This is a genomic window from Pseudoduganella sp. GW821-FHT11H04, assembly GCF_058807935.1.
The window spans coordinates 56,260-72,906 of sequence record NZ_JBXARE010000015.1 but is presented as its reverse complement, the minus strand read 5'-3'; the positions used below and the strand labels follow the sequence as shown (position 1 = coordinate 72,906).

Here is a 16,647-nt window from a genome sequence, read left to right as displayed (position 1 = left end):
TTAGAACTTGTACTCCACCGAGAGACGATAAACACGGCCCAGCATATCAGCCAGCGAAGTCACATAACCACCGTTATAAGTGCTGTTGGAGGTCAGTGGCGGCCATTCTTGCGTCAGGTTGTTGATACCAAAGCTGATGGTCGTGTTCTTGATGCCGGTGTAGTTCACGTTCAGGTTGTACTGCTTGTAGGCTTCCACCTCGGTCAGGGTCGAACCTGCACGCGGGGTGATGTCGGTCACGCCGGAGTTATAACGCTGCGACAGGGTCGTGGCCCACTTGCCGTAGGTGTAGGTCACCGACGCCGTGTGTTTCCAGCGCGGGTTAATCTGCGGCATACCGGCCAGGCCGGAGTTCGGGCCCGCGCCACCGTAGCGGCCATCATTGGTGATGATGCCCACGTTGCTCAGCCAAGGACCGTCTTTTTCGGACTGGAACTCGTACTTGTCCATATAAGTACCATCCAGTTTCGCGTCAAAGGTGCCGAAGCTGGTTTTCGGGAAGCGGTAGCTGGCCGACACGTCCAGGCCGCGAATACGGGTCTGGCCACGATTCGCCTGGCTTGCCACGATATGGTCGATGGTGCCGTCGGCATTACGCACAAAGTTCACGTCGTACTTGGCGGGGTTCTGCTGGATCTCGGCGATGGTGACCGCGCCCAGCACGTCCTTCAGTTTCAGGCCCCAGTAGTCGACGGTGATCGACAGGTCTTTCATCGGTTCCACTGCGAAGCCGAAGGAGAAGCCGCGCGATTTTTCCGGTTTCAGGAAGTCGTTGTTAGGCGACTTGGTCCAGTAGTTGGTGGCGACGTTACACACCTGGTCATAGGTGTAGCCCTGCTTCGGCGTACCGGTGCCGGCCACCAGCGGCTGCGAGCTTGGGCACAGGACCGGATCGTCCATTACCTGGTTACGCACTTCCGGCGTCGGGTTCTGGATGTCGATGATCGACGGTGCCCGGAAGCCGGTGTTCACATTACCGCGCAATACCAGCTGCTTCATCGGCTGCCAGCGGGCTGCCAGCTTTGGATTGACGGTGGTCTGTTTCAAGTCGTAGTAGCGGTCCGCACGCACCGCGCCATTCAGCAGGAAGGTGTCGGTGATCGGTGCATCCACCTCCATCAGCGCCGAAGCGATGGTGCGGTGCAGGTTCTTTGCCACGCCTTGCGGGGTTTCGCCCACCAGGTCGGACTGCACCACGTTGCCGGCTGCGTCGATGTTGTAGCTGCCGTTGGCCTTTTTCAGCACATAGTCCAGCGGTGCATTGAAGGTTTGCGCGCCGTCGCGGCGCAGTTCTGCCGCCAGCGCCAGGGTCAGTGGACCGCCTTTCAGGTCATACACGCCCTTGGTCAGGGTGACGTCCACGCTGCGGTTGAAGGCCTTGTTCAGGCGGTAGGTGTAGTCATCCGCCTGGATGCTTTCCAGGTAGGCCTTGCCGGCTGCGTCCTGCAGGCCGAACGGATTCAGCGTGCCATTGTTGAAGCCTTCCTGCGCCTTGGAGTAAAGGATGTAGCCACCGCCGGCGCGGGTGTCGCGCTTCGATTCGCCGACGTTGACGCCAGCGCGGTAGTCCCAACCCAGAACCTCGCCTTCGGCGGTCAACACGATGCGGTCGTTGGTCTGTTCGTCGTTACGGTATGCCGAGCCAAGTTCGGCGGGACCCCACTGGAAGTAGATGGTCCGGTTGTTCATTTTCAGGTCGCTGACCGTGCCAGGCGTCTTGGCCTGGTCGATGAACATGGCTGGCGTATTGCTGCCGGTGTTGCTACCCACAACCTGCACGGCCGGGGTGATGCCATTGCCCGGGTAATATTTACTGTTAGCCGGCAGCGAATAGGTGGTGAACGGGTTGGTGGTGCCCGGCACCTGCATGCCGCGGTACTTCTTCACGGTGAATTCGGAATGCAGGATATCCAGGTCCAGCTTATGGCCGCCCGGCAGGTTCAGGCTCGCGCGGCCGCTGATGTTCATGATCTCGCTGCCGTCGGTGACAGCGTTCCAGAACAGCGGATTACGCGCGCAGCCCGGAGCATAGACCGGCGTTGCGGCGGTGCTGTTGTTGCCCAGGGTCGGCGTGGAATATGGCGACAGGCAGCCGCTCGCGAAAGTCGGGTTGTAGTTGGTGTTGGCGTTACGGGCGAAGCCGAAGTTGGCGTTCGGCACACCGTTGCGGGCGTCAGGCGTGATGCCCAGGCCCAGCGTACGCAGGATTGCAGGGTCGTGCTGGTCCGGACGGTCGGCCTGGAACAGCGCATCCTTTTTCTGGTAATCGATTGCCACGTAGGCATTCCAGCCGTCTTGCGACAGGTTGCCGGCGCCCAGCATCATGCCAAAGCTCTTGCCGTCCGCACCACCCTTTTGGGTCGGCGCATATTCAACCTTCACATCCGCGCCCTCGAAACCGCGCTTGGTCCAGAAGTTCTGCACGCCGCCGATGGCGTCCGCGCCGTAAATAGATGCGGCACCGCCGTTCAGGGTTTCCACGCGGTCCAGCGCTATGCGCGGGATCACGTTGACGGAGACATACTGGTCCTGCAGCGGCTCATTCGCCAGGCGGCGGCCGTTCAACAGGGTCAGGGTGCGCATTGGGCCCAGGCCGCGCAGGTTGATCATCGGGCCGGCCGCGCCGCTATTGGTGCCGAGCGACAGCGATTGCGGCATCTCCAGGACCAAGTCCTTCAATTCGGTATTGCCGCGCGCCAGAAGTTCGGTAGCCTTGGTGGTGACCAGCGGGGTTGCGCCCTCGTTGGCAACGCGCCGGATAAGGGAACCGGTGACGACCACCGATGCCATTTGCTCATCCGCCGGCGCTGGGGCGGTTTGTGCAACCGCCTGGTTAGCCATCTGCAGAACGGCCATACCAACTGCTGTTGCCAGCACGGCGCGTTTAGTTTGAGGGCCTGGAACGTAATTCATGAGTCTCCTCCATGTTTGCGATCAAATTGGTTTGATCTATTTTCGAATTTGGTATAACCAGAGACTAAAGTGGTTAGGCCAATTTCACAAGCAAAAATTGAAGGAATGTGCAAAAAAGCCACTTTTGGCCTGTCCAGATTGCCGTTTTGGCCTGACCACTTTAAAATCGTGCGCAGTCAAACAAGGAGACAAGAATTGAAGAATGCCCCTCAACTGCTCCGCCGCAGCCTGCTGCAAGCCGGCGTCGCCGCCCTCTTCGCACCTCAATGGATGTCCGCATTCGCCGCTTCGTCGCCTGCCAATGCGGCTGCCGCACGTGCCACCGCCTGGCGCCGGGCCGACGCCATCGTCGCTGCGCTGAAGTCGCCCGTCCGCTTCCGCAAACAGGATTTCCAAGTAACTAAATTTGGCGCGCAACCTTGCGCCACAAAGCAAGTCAAGGCCTGGGTCACCCACGATGACCAGGAGCTGGTGCCGACACAGGCCGATGACGCCCACGACTGCTACCCCAATTTCAAAGCCGCCATTGAGGCCTGCGCCGCAGCCGGCGGAGGCCGCGTCGTCATCCCAAAAGGCTATTGGTACTGCGCCGGCCCGCTCGTGCTGCGCTCCAACGTGCATGTGCACCTGCAAGCCGGCGCCCACATCCTGTTTTCGCAATATCCGGAGCATTACGCCCGCGACGGCGATTTCGATTGCGGCGCCAATGGCAAACTCACGCTCTCGCGCTGGCAAAGCAACGACTGTCTTAACTACTCGCCCATGGTCTACGCCCGCGACGCCAGCAACTTCGCGCTGACCGGCGAAGACTGGACTTCGAAACTGGACGGCCAGGGCGGCGTCGCCTTCAACGAAACCGGCGATTGCTGGTGGTCCTGGAAAGGCCGCAACCGCACCAAGAACGCCGTCTCGCAAACCACGGCCCCCGGCTACAAGGAAGGCCAGCCCACGCAAGTCGTTCCCAATCCGCTCAACAAGCCGCTGTCCGAACGCGTCCCAGGCCTGGACGCGGCGCAGCGCAAGCTGATTGAAGGCGATGACGACAAGTGGCAAAGCGATGAGCGCTATCTCCCCGCCCTGTCCGAGGCCGGCGTGCCCGCCGAGCAGCGCGTGTTCGGCCAAGGCCACTACCTGCGCCCTCCGATGATCCACTTCATCAACTGCAGCAATGTGCTGCTGCAAGGCTACCATGTACAGAACACGCCGTTCTGGCAGCACCACCCGGTTAACTGCCGCAAGCTCGTGATCCGCAAAGTCCACGCCGAAAGCCGGGGGCCAAACAGCGACGGCTTCGATCCGGAAGCCTGCGACCACGTGCTGGTGGAGGACTGCGTATTCGATTCGGGCGACGACTGCATCGCCATCAAGGCCGGCAAGAACCGCGACATCCAGTACGGGCCAACCCGCAATATCGTGATCCAGCGCTGCACCATGCACAGCGGGCACGGCGCCGTTACCCTGGGTTCCGAAATGTCCGGCGGCATTGAGCACGTCTACGCGCGCGACCTGGTATTTGAAAACGTGCACTGGCAAACCGACCCGCTGAACATCGCGATCCGCCTCAAGACGAATATGAACCGGGGCGGTTACCTGCGCCACTTCTACGTCAAGAACGTGAAGGTGCCGAATGGCGTGCAGCTTAGCGCTTCGCACTACGCCCTGCTGCCAGGTTCGCCGATCGACACCAAAGGCCTTGCCACTGCTGCGGGCGCGGTAATTTCCTTTGACTGCGACTACCAGCCAGGCGCCGACAGCGTCCGCATCCGGCCGCCGGAAGTCTCCGACGTCCATATCGAAAACGTCAGCGTTGGAAATGTGACGAAAGGCGGCGTAAGCGGCTCCTGCTACCAGGCTATCGCCATCCTCGGCCCAGTAGCCAGCGACTACAACGGCCCACAGCCCGCGCCGCCGGTACTGCCGGTCCGCCGCATCACGGTCAGCAACTGCGACTTCGGCAATCCGGTCAACGCCGCCCAGCCTATCTGGCTGTACAACGTGGCCGACCTCAAACTCGACAACGTACGCATCGGAGGCAAGCGACTCGATACGGTACTGCCTGCTTGACCGGAGGCCCAAGCAGGCGCAAAGTAGATCAGCCTGTTATAGAAGGAGGGACCGATGGATGAGATCGTCCCTGCCGATACGGAAGCGGAAAGCACCGTTTCCGTAGATGGCTTCACATACACGGTAAGAGTGGCGAACGACGGCGACGGCTACCGGGCGCACTTGAGCTGGCAGCACCAGCCCCCCGAACAAACCACGCCGCCGTTTTCCAATGCACGCGCCGCCATGATTGAAGGTCATTCACTGGTTGAGGAATGCATCCTCGGCTGGCGCCGCTGATCAGACCTTGAGCAGCCCGCGGAAGCCGCGCGCGGCGTAGTAAGATTCGGCGTCGTTGTGATAGACGAAAACCTGCCCGTAGCGGCGGTCGCAGAACAACGCACCGCCCATTTTCCGGATCGAGGCAGGCGTCTGGACCCAACTGGATGTCTTGCGGTCGAACTCACCCAGCGTTTGCAGGTGACGGTACTCGTCTTCAGTCAGCAGGGTTACGCCCATTGCGGCAACCGTTTCCAACGCGCTGCCGGAAGGTTTGTTCTCCTTGCGCGCATCCAGCGCAGCCTTGTCATAGCACAGGCTTCGCCGTCCCGACGGACTCTCTGGCGAGCAGTCGCAGAAGACAACCTCTCCGCTTGACGGGTCCACGCCAACCACGTCCGGCTCGCCGGCGGTGCGTTCCATTTCCTCCAGCACGCACAGCTTGCCCGGGTTCGCATCGAGGCGAGCCCGCACCGCATCCCACGCCAGCCCTGCATGCCGTGCCATATTCTTGTGGAAGCGCTGCTCGAGGATCTCGATCATGGCGCGAGGGGGATAAGCAGACAAGGTATTTTCATTCCTCCAAGCCTAGCAGGAATCGCGTTTCCGCGTTCGCCACGTCCTCCGCCGAGCCGGTGTTTTCCGGCGCTACGCGCGGCATGGAAATGGCAAACGTCGCTCCTTCTCCCGGACGGCTTTCGACCTTCACCTGTCCGCCTAGCAGGTTGGTGAGCAAGTTGTAGCAGATGTTCAGGCCAAGCCCGCTGCCGCCAGTTCCCAGGCGCGTGGTGAAGAACGGATCGAAAATATGGCGCAGCACGTCTTCGGCCATGCCCACGCCGTCGTCGCTGAATACCAGTTTGACGTCCGCCCCAAGGGAACTCGCCCTGATGCGCATTACGCCGTGCTCGCGGCCCGCGAAACCATGCAGCACCGCATTGTTGACCAGGTTGGAGATCAATTGTTCGATGGCTCCGGGGTAGCTGTCCATCTGGATGGATTCATCGATGTCCATCTCAATGCGGTACGGCGCCTTGCGCAGCGTTACGCGCAGCAGTTCGACTACACCGCCGATTGCAGCACTTAACTGGAACACCCGCCGCTGTTCCGTGCTCTGGTCGACGGCAACCTGCTTGAAATTGGAAATCAGGTCGGAAGCACGTTTAAGTCCCCGGTCCAGCAGCTCCATGGCGGTACGGGAGGACTCCATATACGCTTGCAGGTTCTTGCGCGAGACTTTTCCGGTGGCGACTTCCGCCTCAAAGTCGTCCGTCTTCTCCTTGATGGTCGACGCCACGCACACGCAATTGCCGATCGGCGTATTCAGTTCATGCGAAACGGCTGCGACAATCGATCCCAGTGCCGCCAGTTTTTCCGACTGCACCAGCTGATCCTGCGTGCGGCGCAATTCGCGGGTGCGTTCCTGCACGCGCAGGTCGAGCTGCTGGTTAAGGATGCGCAGGTTTTCCTCCGCCGCCAGCTGCTGGGTGATATCGCGGGCAATCGCGAGGAAGCCGGTAATCTGGCCGCTCTCGTCGTACACCGGACTCACCGCCTGCGACACCTGAAGCGCAGTACCATCATGCCGCACGCAAGTCCAGCTGCGGATCTCCGACTTGCCGGCACGAGTCATCGCCACCAGCGCCTCGAAGCCATTCACCCCCAGGTCCTCTTCGCGCTGCCTCAACTCGCTTTCACGGTAAAGAGCGGTCAGGCTTTGCCCGAACATGGCTTTGGCCTGATAACCCAGCATCCGTTCGGCGCCATGGTTGAACACCACGATCTTGCCGGCGGCATCTGTCGCGATAATCGCCACCTCCTGCGCCGCATCGAACAAGGCCTGCAAGCGTGCGTTCAGGTTGACGATGGCGGCTTCCGCCTGCTTATGGGCGGTGATGTCGCGCGCAATGGCCGATGCGCCGATCACCTGCATCGTTTCATTGCGGATCGGCGAGAACGACACGGAAACCTGGATAGTGCGTCCATCCTTGCAAAGACGCTCGGTCTGGAAGTGCTGTACCGACGTCCCATTGCTGATCGCCGCCAGCAGGCGCCTTTCCTCCTCCTGGCGCGACGGGGGAATCAGCTTGAGCATAGGCTGGCCGACCATTTCATCGGCGGTATAGCCAAAAATCGCTTCCGCGCCATGGTTCCAGCGGCTCACGATGCCGTCCAGCGTTTTGCCGATAATCGCATCCTCGCTCGATTCGACAATGGCCTCGCCCATCTTCACCCTGCGGAAAGCATCGCGCAGCTGGCTCGTCATGGCATTGAAGGAGCGGGAAAGGAAGCTGAGTTCTTCGATCCGGCTATCGGGAACGCGCAGCGCCCAATTACCTGCCGCCAGGTCGGAGCTGGCCTGCGCAATGCGCCGCACCGGGTTCGACACGATCGCAGCCAGCACAATCACGGTGACAAGCGACAGCACCAGGGCCACCGCATAAATCATGGCAGCATGGCTGTTACCGGAGCGGATCTCGGAAAGGTAATAGGCCTCCGGCATGGCGGTCACAAGGGTCCAGCGCGTTTTGCCGCTGCGGTCTGAATAAGCCGTCGCCTGCGCCAGCCAAATCTCGCGCGAAAGCGGGGTCGCCGTCACGATCGTGAAGCGGAATTGCCGGCTGGCATGCAGCTTGTCCAGGCTTCCAACGGTTCGATACAGCTCGCCAATCGCGGTCCTGACCACGCCGTCGGTGGCGACTGCCGCGCCAACGCCCGGCGGCTGTGGTTTGACCGAGCTGAGAACCACGCGCCCCGACGCGTCAATCGCCACAGCAAATCCATGCTCGGCGATCGGCAAATTGGAAAGCAGCGAATGGTCGAACGCCCGCGAGCGCTCGAGGAATTCGTCCAGCTGGATATTGATGTTCTCCGCCACTTCTTCATGCAGCCGGCCCACCAATTTGGTCGCAGCATTCTCCGCACTGCGAAAGCCAACGTAGGCCGTGGCCATCACCATGACCAATGTCAGCGACAGGAAGGGGCCAACAAGCAGCAGCACCAGCGGCACGCCCTGCCCTTTGTCCGCCGGACCCTGCTCGGCCTTGCCGCTCTCCCACAGCCACTCCTTATGGCCAAACAAGCGCTCTTTGACATGGCCCGGAATCTCCATCCAGTACCAGCCGATGCGGCGCGCAAACGGGTAAGCCGCCAGCATCAGCAGCGGCGAAACCAGCCAGGTAATTGAGGTAGTAAAGAACAGCGCCGGCGTAATCTCGTGATAGGAGATCTGCGGCGTGAATTTGTCAGCGCAGATATAGCCCCACAGCTGCGGCTCGGTACTCATGAACAGCGCCACAAACAACAGGTATTTGCCCCAGGTGCGGCCGCGCCGAAAATCCGGCATGCGGCCAATCAGCTGGTAGGCCATCCAGAAAAGCGCGGGATTGATCCAGTAGCCAAGCGCCCAATCCAGCTCATAGGCTGGCTGGACGCCTTCAATCAGGTCCGAGATACCGTAGGCAATTGGGGTGATCAGCAGCGCTGGGCGGCCAAACAGGACGATGCACAGGAAGACGGCGCAGTCCTTGAGCGACTCGAAAGTCTGGGCGCCTGGCACCAGCACAATGAAGGAGCCGATATAGCCGCTGCCGATGATCAGGATGGCCGTCGCCGCCATGGCCTTGAACGCGGCAGCGCCCCAGGCCTGGCGTTCGCGCCCAAAACCCCAGCGGCCGGCAGGCATGAAGGTGAAGCCGCCGTAGGCCAGGATCAGCAGCGCAATGCCCACGACATAAGCGACGCGCCCCCACGCCTCCAGGAATTCGAAGGGCAGCGCGGCAAACATCGTCTCGAGCAACGCCACGAACGCGCTCATGAGCTGATCCATATTTGGTCCCTACAGTCAGATGCTGCAAGTTACCAAATATACATTAAAAAGCCTTGCGACCCGGCATTAATTCGTGGGGATGGCGCCAACCCGGGATTTCACTGATCCGCTTCTTCCAGGCCTCGATATTGGGGAATTCGGCCATGTCGATGCCGGTTTCCTCGGGCAGATACAGATAGCCGATCAGCGACAGGTCCGCAATGGTCAAGCGGCCGCCAACAAGGAACGGCGTGCCGGCCAGATGCTTGTCCACGATACCGAAGGCCGTTTTCGCGCGCTCGCGCAAGAATTGGGTAACGGGCGTTTCGCCGGTCTTCTGCAGGCCGAACATGAATCGCAGGGTGGCGTAATAACTGGTGAACTTGTGATTATCGAACAGGATCCAGCGCCAGATATCGCGCCTCTCCTGTTCGTCGCGCCCACCGAATTTGCCGGTCTGGCTGGCCAGGTAGTCGAGAATCACGCCCGACTGGCTGATCTTCAGGCCCGCATGTTCCAGCACCGGGATTTCCCCCATTTCATTGAGGCTCTCGCGCCAGGCTTCGCCGCGGGTCTCGCCGCCGAAATAGTCCACCACCACCGGCTCCCAGTCCGCATTGGCCAGCGCCAGGAACAGCGCGGCCTTGTAAGAGTTGCCGGAAGCTGCAAAGCAGTGCAATTTGTATTCCGCCATCATGCTCCTTTCGTTTGGCCCTTGCGCTCCTTCCGGAACAGCCAGGGCTCCAATGGATCAGGGTCGGACCAGAGACCAACCCTGGAAGAACGTGCCGCCGTTTCGACCGCAGGTAAAGACGGATCATGGTTGTACTGAGGGTAGACCCAGGCCATGCCTTTGCGCACTTGCGCCACGTTGGCGTTGACACTGCCGCAGTGGACAACCGCCACGGTGCGCCCATAGCGGTCCTTCTTGTCCGAATCCAACGTCGCGTCCCGGCCGAAACACAGGTCGGAAAGCGATTGCTTGGAACGCGCACCGAACGGCTGCTTCTTTTCGGGCGCATCAATATTGGCCAGGCGGACTTTCATTGGATGGCCATTGCTCAATACAGTCAATGTGTCGCCATCCGAGATGCCAATGACAGTTGCTGCAGTCGTTTGCGTACAAACCAGCGCAAGCGCGAGCGCGAATTTCTTCATAGGGTTCCGCTCCAAAAATCGGGAGCGGCATCTTACTCTACCCAGCTGAATCCGTCCCGTGCCAACAGTGCGAACGACTCCGACGGGCCCCAGGTACCGGCCGCATAAGGATTCGGTTTCTCCGCCAGCGCGCCCCAGCCGTTGATGATCGGCTCGGCCCATTCCCACGCCGCTTCCAATTCGTCGCGGCGCATGAAGTGGGTCAGGCGGCCGCGCACCACGTCGATCAGCAGGCGTTCATAGGCCTCGGCGCGGCGCTGGGAGAAGGCGGACTGCAAGTCCAGGTTCAGCGCTACCTGCTGCATCTGCATGCCGCTGCCAGGCTGCTTGGCCATGAGCTGCAGCTTGATCGCCTCTTCCGGCTGCAGTTCGATCACCAGGCGGTTGGCGACACCGGCCGGATTCTCAGGGAACAGCGGGAATGGCGGGTTGGCAAACTCGATCACGATTTTCGAGGAACGGCGCTGCATGCGTTTGCCGGTGCGCAGGTAGAACGGCACCTTCGACCAGCGCCACGTATCCACGTACGCCCGCAGCGCCACGAAGGTCTCGGTGCTGCTGTCGGCGGGAACATTGCGCTCTTCCAAATAGCCTGGAACCTCCTGGTTGCCGCTCACGCCGCGAATGTACTGGCCGCGCACAGTGTCGCGGGCGATATTGGCAAGGCTCATGCGGCGCAGCGAGCGCAGGACTTTCAGCTTTTCGTCACGCACCGCATCGGGCGCCAGCGAGGCCGGCGGCTCCATGGCAACGATGCACAACAGCTGCAGCAAGTGGTTCTGCACCATATCGCGCATGGCGCCGGCGCTGTCATAGAAGCCGGCGCGGCTGCCCACGCCCAATTCTTCGGCCACAGTGATCTGCACGCTGGTGATATTCGGCGCACGCCACAGCGGTTCCAGGATCGAGTTACCGAAGCGCAGGACCATCAGGTTTTGCACGGTCTCCTTGCCCAGGTAGTGGTCGATACGGTAAATCTGGGATTCTTCGAAATGCTTGCCAACCGCCTCGTTGATCTCCACAGCGGATGCCAGGTCGCGGCCCAGTGGCTTTTCCAGCACCACGCGGGCATTGCGGTCGACCAGACCGGCCTCGGCCAGCTTGTCGCAAATGGTGGTGAACAGCGAAGGCGCGGTGGACAGGTAGAAAACGCGTTCGGCGCCAGGGCGGGAAGCCTTGGCCAAGGCCGCCATGCTGTCCTGCTGCACATCGATACGCACGAACTCCAGCAGTTGCAGGAAGCTGCGCCACGCCTCTTCGGTGAAATTGGCGCCATCGATGAAGGACCTCGAATGCTCCTCGACAAACGCCAGGTAGGCGTTGCGGTCGAATTCCTGGCGCCCGGTGGAGATAATGCGCGTGGCCGGCGGCAGGTTGCCGTGAAGGTGGGCCATGTACAGCGCCGGCAGCAGCTTGCGCATGGCCAGGTCGCCTACCCCGCCGAAGATAATCATATCGAGGGGAAGGCTATTGTCAGCTTGAGGTGTAGAGGTCATATCGAGGCGTTCTGGTCAGTCAGAACGATAATAATACCCTCAACAATGAAATGACGTATCCGACCTCAGTGTTTTGCGATTTCGAACAACTGATCAGCGGACCAGGAACCCGTATTTTTGCGGGTCGCGGCTATTGATGATCCAATTGCAGAAGCCGTAGACGAAAGCTGAACCGGATACCTCGGGAATGGCTGCCGGGAAGTCGCCAACGCGCGCATCGCCAATAACCCTGGCGCTGAATACGGAGCCGATCACCGACTCATTGACCAGGACCTCGCCGCGTGCCAGCTCGCCCTTCAAATAGAGCTGCGCCACGCGGCCAGCGGTCCCGGAGCCGGTAGGAGAACGATCGACTTCGCGGTCCGCGAAAATGCAGCAGTTGGCCTGGGTCGAGCCCGAATGGCGCGGCGCTCCATTGATGATGGTCCCGTAAATATGGTTGATCTCCGGGATATCGGGGTGCTCAACCAGGAATGCCAGGTTCGCAGCTGCCTTCACTTCGGCGCCGAACTGCTTCAGCGCATCGATAGAAGATTCACGAATTGCCAGCCCATGCGGCTCGCCACTGGTGTAAAAGTAGAAGGCGCCACCATAGGCGATATCGCCGGTAACAGCGCCATAGCTGGGCGTCTGCACCGTCACACCACGCTTGAAGATGAAGGACGGGACATTGATAAAGCGCACCCCATTGGCGTGATTGCCATCCCAATTGACGTAAGCCTCGATGAAACCGCAAGGCGCGTCGATGCCTACCCTTGTTTCCGGCGACTGGCGCTCAACCCAGCCCAGCTCCACGGCAGCCGTTGCCAGGGCAATGACGCCATGTCCGCAGTGGTCGCTATAGCCTTCGTTATGCAGGAAGATGATGCCGAAGTCCGCGTTCGGCGAAACCGGCTCCGTCAGATAGCCGCCATACATATCGGCGTGGCCGCGCGGTTCGAACATCAGGGCCTGGCGGATTTCGTCGGCGTTATCCTTCAACCACGCGCGCCGCTCGACGATGGTCTTCCCTGGTAGCCGTGGCAGTCCCGAAGTCACAATGCGGAATGGTTCGCCGCCGGTATGCACTTCAACGGTGCTGATGGTGCGTGATGCTTGCATGGTTCAGTTCCTTGCTTGGCTTAACGGTGTCCGAGCGAGCGCAGGGCCACACGCGCAGCTGCCAGGTCCCACGCAGCGGTTCCAACACTCTTGAACACCGTAGGCCTCGATTTGTCGACCGGCCCGCGCAACGCCGCTGCCAACGATTTGACGCGGGTCCAGTCAACACCGGCGCGCAGCAGGTCTCCTGCCTCGTGCCGCGCGCCGGCAGGATCGTCTGCGTAAATTTCGCTGCCATTCAACGTGGCTGAACCGATTTCCGCCATCGCAGGCTTGAACGCGCCGACGCCGATGACAAGCCGTCCCGCACGCGCAACTTCATCAAAGACTGGCTGTGTGCTGGTCGTCACGGTGATCACGACATCGACGTCAGGCAGGCTCGCACCGCAGGGTTCCAGGTGCGCGTGAATGCCACGGCCCTTCGCGCAGAATTCCTCCGATGCTTGCTGGCCACGCCCCCGCACCAATACTTGGCAGCGCGGATAAAGCGCAGCAATTGCCTGTACGTGGAACATTGCCTGTGCACCGGTGCCAATCAGGAGGATCCGTTTTGGTTCCTCTTGCGAGAAACTGCGGATCGCCAGCATCGTCGCCGCAGCGGTGCGGCGGCCGGTCACTTCAGGACCATCCAGCAGGCACAAAATCCTGCCGGTATCCGCTTCGCAAACAGTGACCGCACCATGGATCGTCGGAAGTTGGCGCTCGCGGTTTCGCGGCTGAACGTTAACCAGCTTGTGGATCGCAATATCTTGCGCCGTTGCCGGCATGCTCAGTAACACGCCGCCCTCGCCCAGAGGGACTACCATTCGTTCCGGACTGAGGATAGCGCCAGCCGCCAGTTCTGTGGCGGCCCTGGCGATTGCATCCACCAGTTCGTGAAAATCAAGCAGGCTGGCTGTGCGCTCACGGTCGCAAATCGTCAGGCTGGCATTACTCATATCTCGCTCCTCCCAAAATGCGGCTCAAAATATAAACCAGGTCACGATCACTTAGTCAGAAACAGAATCAATTCGGCTGAAATAGTGATGAAACTCGAGCAAAACGCGGCAATGCAAAGTCGAAGGGCAATTACCGTGGCGTTGGTAATGCGCTCCAATACGGCAGCGAAATCTTTCCCGTACTCGTGTCCGCAAGCTGCACCGACGAGATCATTCTCGTCACGATCAATAACCGCGGGACGCCAATCCCGGCCGACAAGCTGTCATGCATTTTCGACCCCATGGTACGCATCGGCACGCACACCAAGGCGGACGGCATAGAGCGCACCAGTCTTGGCATGGGGCTTTATATCGCACGCGAAATTGCCAATGCCCATGGCGGACATATAAGTGTTACTTCATGTCCGGACCATGGGACGACTTTCAGGGTTTCGATACCACGCTCCCGATAGTGCGGACGAAAAAAACGGCCTCGTTTCCGAGGCCGTCTTTTCGTATTCGCGACCTATCCACCTTCAAAGCCCCCCCGTGAAACGGCATTAAGCGCTCATTGTCCGAAAGTGGTACGGAACCTGCCTTTATCAGCTGCTCCGCTGGAAGTGGACTGCCTAAGTAGGGAGGCTGTTCGTTCGCTCTCGATAGATGCGCGTAATGCATTCAATTCTGGCTCAATAAACGTGCGCGTGTTGGGTGAAAAGAACAAGCCATCCAACTCTTGGACAAGACCACAGGCCCAAATCTCGAACTGCACGCCGCCGCATCTCACATCAAAGCGGAATACAACAACCGCCGACACCAGCGTTTCGAAACCGATATCGATCCGGCTGCCATGTTCAGGCCCAAAAACGAGCCATTCGTCAAAGACATTCCAGGGCTGACCAAGATAGCTGAATACGGACCGCTGCAGCTGGTCGAAGTGTGGATGGGTCAGAAACGGCGCGCGCCAATCAGGGCGCAGAGGAAATGCGGGGACATCTGCTCGCCTCACGAAGAAAAGTTCGACCATCATGGCATCCCTCCAAGAACAGTTTTCCACTGCCATAGCAAGCGACAGCATGGATATAACGCCGTGCTTCCCCGCCTGGTCTCGTTGGTGAGAGCGCTATGCATAAGCGATTCTATCTTCCGGCACCGAATGACGAATGCCACAATGCCCTCGATTTCAGCCATGGTTGCCTTCCGCCAGCCGCCGCAATGCGGCATCCAAGGTGCCATCCTTTTTCATGGCCTTCAGCTGCAGATTAAATGCCGCGACGATAGCGGCGGCATTCGGGAAGTCTCGGCGCAGGCCAAAGTGCAACGGCAGGGTGAGCAAAGGTTTACCAGCGCATTGCTGGGGCGGAGGCTGGTCAAACCCTTTTGGCCCATGTTGCAAGGCATGGTGAACGATGAGTGGATCTTCCAGGACAAAATCAACGCGCCCCACCTGCAGCTTCAACAGGTTTTGTTCCAGTCGGTCTACTGGCTTGAGCAACTGACTGTATTGCGCCAGAAAGTTGTCGCTATACTCGTAATTCCGGCCGACGCCAATGCGTGTACCAGTCGACAGCCCGTCATTGCAACGTCCCGCCCTTCCGTAGAACAGGAACATGCGGTTCGACAAATAGCTGTCGCTGTACACCAATCTTGCACGCCGTTGCTGGGTCGACCATACCGCCACCACGCCATCGCTGAGCCCGCGGTAGGTGCTCGTCAACGCCCGGCTCCACGGCATGAAGCTGATGCTGGCGCGATAGCCAGCGCGGCGCAACGCCGTCACCACGATCTCGGATGCGACACCTTGTTGCGCCAACGCCTCCCCTGTATATGGCGCCCAGTAATTGGCTGACAGGTGCAGCACCGGCGCCGACTGGTCCGAAGCCAGGCACGCCGAGCACATGATGTCGGCGGCGACCGCAAAGCCACATAGCAACGTGTTCATCAGCAGCCTCCAATCACCCATTTAGAGCTTACACATAATCTAAGTTAAGATTAGACTAGAACTCTAAAACAGGCAAGGTGCCTGTGTACCAAACGGAGGACATGTGAAGAAATCAAAAGCTGAAACCGCCGAGACCAGGCAGCGGATCATTGCCGTCGCCACGCGGCTATTCATTGAAACCCTGTTGGGCCTGTGATGCTGTCGCGTCGCGCCACGCACAAGCAATTGACGGAAGCGATCCTGGCGCGCGCGCATCACGCCGTCAATGGTCTGATCCCCTAAGCCCTGCGGATCAGCGCCACACTGGTGTCGGCATGTTGCAGCAGCGCCTTGACCGTTTCTTCAGCGTTGACCAGGATCGCCTCCGCTGCCGCGGGCGCCAGCATCGTGCCGGAGAGCGACACCGCACCGACCAGCACGGAGACGATGCTCTCAGCGAGCCCGACATAATCACGGTAATCCAGGCGCATCAGGTAGGAGGCAAAAAACCTCACAAGGCGGGCGTACCCCTCGGAGACTACCGCCTTCACCTGCTCATCAGCATGGCGCAGTTCGCTCGACAGGTTGGCCAGCGGGCAGAGAATTTCCAGCTTGGGAGCCCGCAGCTGATGCAAATACTCGTGGACGATGATTTCAATGGCTTCGCGCGGCGGCTTGCCCGCAGCCATCGCTTCCAATCCGGCGAAAATATTCTCATAGGCGACCGCATTGGCTTCAGCCACCAGATGCTCTTTCGACTCGAAATGCCGGTAGAACCCGCCTTGGGTCAGCCCAGCCGCCACCATGACGTCGGAGATCGCTGTCGCCGCAATCCCCTCGCGCAGAAAAATGTCCTTGGCCGTCGCCAGGATTCGCTTCCTCGACTCTGCTGCTTCCGCTTTCGACTTACGCATTTCACGCCTCCCGTGCCAGTTCACTGACGGAACACTCTTACTAAGATTATAGCAATGATCTTAAAAAAGGAATGTAAAACATACGCTCACAGCACAT

13 protein-coding genes and 1 pseudogene are annotated in these 16,647 nt (G+C 60.0%); 3 read left to right on the top strand and 11 right to left on the bottom strand.

Going from position 1 to position 16,647, the window contains the following annotated elements; all coding sequences use genetic code 11:
* Nucleotides 1-2,913, bottom strand: a complete 2,913-nt coding sequence (locus tag AC1RTP_RS24145; protein ID WP_498611184.1) for a TonB-dependent receptor domain-containing protein — start codon at nt 2,911-2,913, stop codon at nt 1-3.
* A 270-nt stretch (nt 2,914-3,183) separates the two neighbouring features.
* Here AC1RTP_RS24145 and AC1RTP_RS24140 point away from each other — a divergent pair, with 270 nt between their 5' ends.
* The gene (locus tag AC1RTP_RS24140) at nt 3,184-4,977 is read left to right on the top strand and encodes a glycoside hydrolase family 28 protein (protein WP_498611225.1); all 1,794 of its coding nucleotides are present in this window, start codon (nt 3,184-3,186) and stop codon (nt 4,975-4,977) included.
* Between the two features lie 54 nt (nt 4,978-5,031).
* On the top strand, nt 5,032-5,256 hold the full coding sequence (locus tag AC1RTP_RS24135) for a hypothetical protein (RefSeq protein ID WP_498611183.1): 225 nt from the start codon (nt 5,032-5,034) through the stop codon (nt 5,254-5,256).
* On the opposite strand, the gene AC1RTP_RS24130 is transcribed toward AC1RTP_RS24135, so the two are convergent.
* The 7 genes from AC1RTP_RS24130 to lhpI form a co-directional block, all read right to left on the bottom strand.
* Nucleotides 5,257-5,802, bottom strand: coding sequence for a DUF4256 domain-containing protein (locus AC1RTP_RS24130; RefSeq protein ID WP_498611182.1), 546 nt, complete (start codon nt 5,800-5,802; stop codon nt 5,257-5,259).
* A 7-nt stretch (nt 5,803-5,809) separates the two neighbouring features.
* A complete protein-coding gene (locus AC1RTP_RS24125; RefSeq protein WP_498611181.1) occupies nt 5,810-9,052 on the bottom strand; it encodes a PAS domain S-box protein in 3,243 nt (1,080 codons plus the stop codon).
* A gap of 55 nt (nt 9,053-9,107) precedes the next feature.
* On the bottom strand, nt 9,108-9,740 hold the full coding sequence (locus AC1RTP_RS24120) for a glutathione S-transferase family protein (RefSeq protein WP_498611180.1): 633 nt from the start codon (nt 9,738-9,740) through the stop codon (nt 9,108-9,110).
* On the bottom strand, nt 9,737-10,201 hold the full coding sequence (locus AC1RTP_RS24115) for a thermonuclease family protein (protein WP_498611179.1): 465 nt from the start codon (nt 10,199-10,201) through the stop codon (nt 9,737-9,739). The genes AC1RTP_RS24120 and AC1RTP_RS24115 overlap by 4 nt, the downstream gene beginning before the upstream one ends.
* A 32-nt stretch (nt 10,202-10,233) precedes the next feature.
* Nucleotides 10,234-11,697 carry a glucose-6-phosphate dehydrogenase gene (gene zwf, locus AC1RTP_RS24110; RefSeq protein ID WP_498611178.1) on the bottom strand — a complete coding sequence of 488 codons (1,464 nt, stop codon included), beginning with the start codon at nt 11,695-11,697 and terminating at the stop codon, nt 10,234-10,236.
* Nucleotides 11,698-11,790: 93 nt separating this feature from the next.
* A complete protein-coding gene (gene lhpH / locus AC1RTP_RS24105) occupies nt 11,791-12,798 on the bottom strand; it encodes a trans-3-hydroxy-L-proline dehydratase (protein WP_498611177.1) in 1,008 nt (335 codons plus the stop codon).
* A 20-nt stretch (nt 12,799-12,818) separates the two neighbouring features.
* Nucleotides 12,819-13,736: a bifunctional Delta(1)-pyrroline-2-carboxylate/Delta(1)-piperideine-2-carboxylate reductase gene (gene lhpI / locus AC1RTP_RS24100; RefSeq protein ID WP_498611176.1), complete on the bottom strand. Its 918-nt coding sequence runs from the start codon at nt 13,734-13,736 to the stop codon at nt 12,819-12,821.
* 152 nt (nt 13,737-13,888) lie between these two features.
* On the opposite strand from lhpI, the pseudogene AC1RTP_RS24095 reads away from it, so the two are divergent.
* Nucleotides 13,889-14,188: pseudogene (locus AC1RTP_RS24095) on the top strand (sensor histidine kinase); the annotation flags it as partial.
* A gap of 95 nt (nt 14,189-14,283) precedes the next feature.
* Here AC1RTP_RS24095 and AC1RTP_RS24090 read toward each other — a convergent pair.
* The 3 genes from AC1RTP_RS24090 to AC1RTP_RS24080 form a co-directional block, all read right to left on the bottom strand.
* On the bottom strand, nt 14,284-14,745 hold the full coding sequence (locus tag AC1RTP_RS24090) for a hypothetical protein (protein ID WP_498611175.1): 462 nt from the start codon (nt 14,743-14,745) through the stop codon (nt 14,284-14,286).
* Between the two features lie 153 nt (nt 14,746-14,898).
* Nucleotides 14,899-15,657 carry a substrate-binding periplasmic protein gene (locus AC1RTP_RS24085; RefSeq protein WP_498611174.1) on the bottom strand — a complete coding sequence of 253 codons (759 nt, stop codon included), beginning with the start codon at nt 15,655-15,657 and terminating at the stop codon, nt 14,899-14,901.
* Between the two features lie 278 nt (nt 15,658-15,935).
* Nucleotides 15,936-16,550, bottom strand: coding sequence for a TetR/AcrR family transcriptional regulator (locus AC1RTP_RS24080; protein ID WP_498611173.1), 615 nt, complete (start codon nt 16,548-16,550; stop codon nt 15,936-15,938).
* Nucleotides 16,551-16,647 lie beyond the last annotated feature (97 nt).

Excerpts from the sequence above, each read along its gene's own strand:
- AC1RTP_RS24085 (WP_498611174.1), bottom strand. The coding sequence starts at position 15,657 with ATGAACACGTTGCTATGTGGCTTTGCGGTCGCCGCCGACATCATGTGC.
- AC1RTP_RS24125 (WP_498611181.1), bottom strand. The coding sequence starts at position 9,052 with ATGAGCGCGTTCGTGGCGTTGCTCGAGACGATGTTTGCCGCGCTGCCC.
- lhpI (WP_498611176.1), bottom strand. The coding sequence starts at position 13,736 with ATGAGTAATGCCAGCCTGACGATTTGCGACCGTGAGCGCACAGCCAGC.
- AC1RTP_RS24135 (WP_498611183.1), top strand. The coding sequence starts at position 5,032 with ATGGATGAGATCGTCCCTGCCGATACGGAAGCGGAAAGCACCGTTTCC.
- AC1RTP_RS24080 (WP_498611173.1), bottom strand. The coding sequence starts at position 16,550 with ATGCGTAAGTCGAAAGCGGAAGCAGCAGAGTCGAGGAAGCGAATCCTG.
- AC1RTP_RS24115 (WP_498611179.1), bottom strand. The coding sequence starts at position 10,201 with ATGAAGAAATTCGCGCTCGCGCTTGCGCTGGTTTGTACGCAAACGACT.
- AC1RTP_RS24145 (WP_498611184.1), bottom strand. The coding sequence starts at position 2,913 with ATGAATTACGTTCCAGGCCCTCAAACTAAACGCGCCGTGCTGGCAACA.
- AC1RTP_RS24120 (WP_498611180.1), bottom strand. The coding sequence starts at position 9,740 with ATGATGGCGGAATACAAATTGCACTGCTTTGCAGCTTCCGGCAACTCT.
- zwf (WP_498611178.1), bottom strand. The coding sequence starts at position 11,697 with ATGACCTCTACACCTCAAGCTGACAATAGCCTTCCCCTCGATATGATT.
- AC1RTP_RS24140 (WP_498611225.1), top strand. The coding sequence starts at position 3,184 with ATGTCCGCATTCGCCGCTTCGTCGCCTGCCAATGCGGCTGCCGCACGT.
- lhpH (WP_498611177.1), bottom strand. The coding sequence starts at position 12,798 with ATGCAAGCATCACGCACCATCAGCACCGTTGAAGTGCATACCGGCGGC.
- AC1RTP_RS24090 (WP_498611175.1), bottom strand. The coding sequence starts at position 14,745 with ATGATGGTCGAACTTTTCTTCGTGAGGCGAGCAGATGTCCCCGCATTT.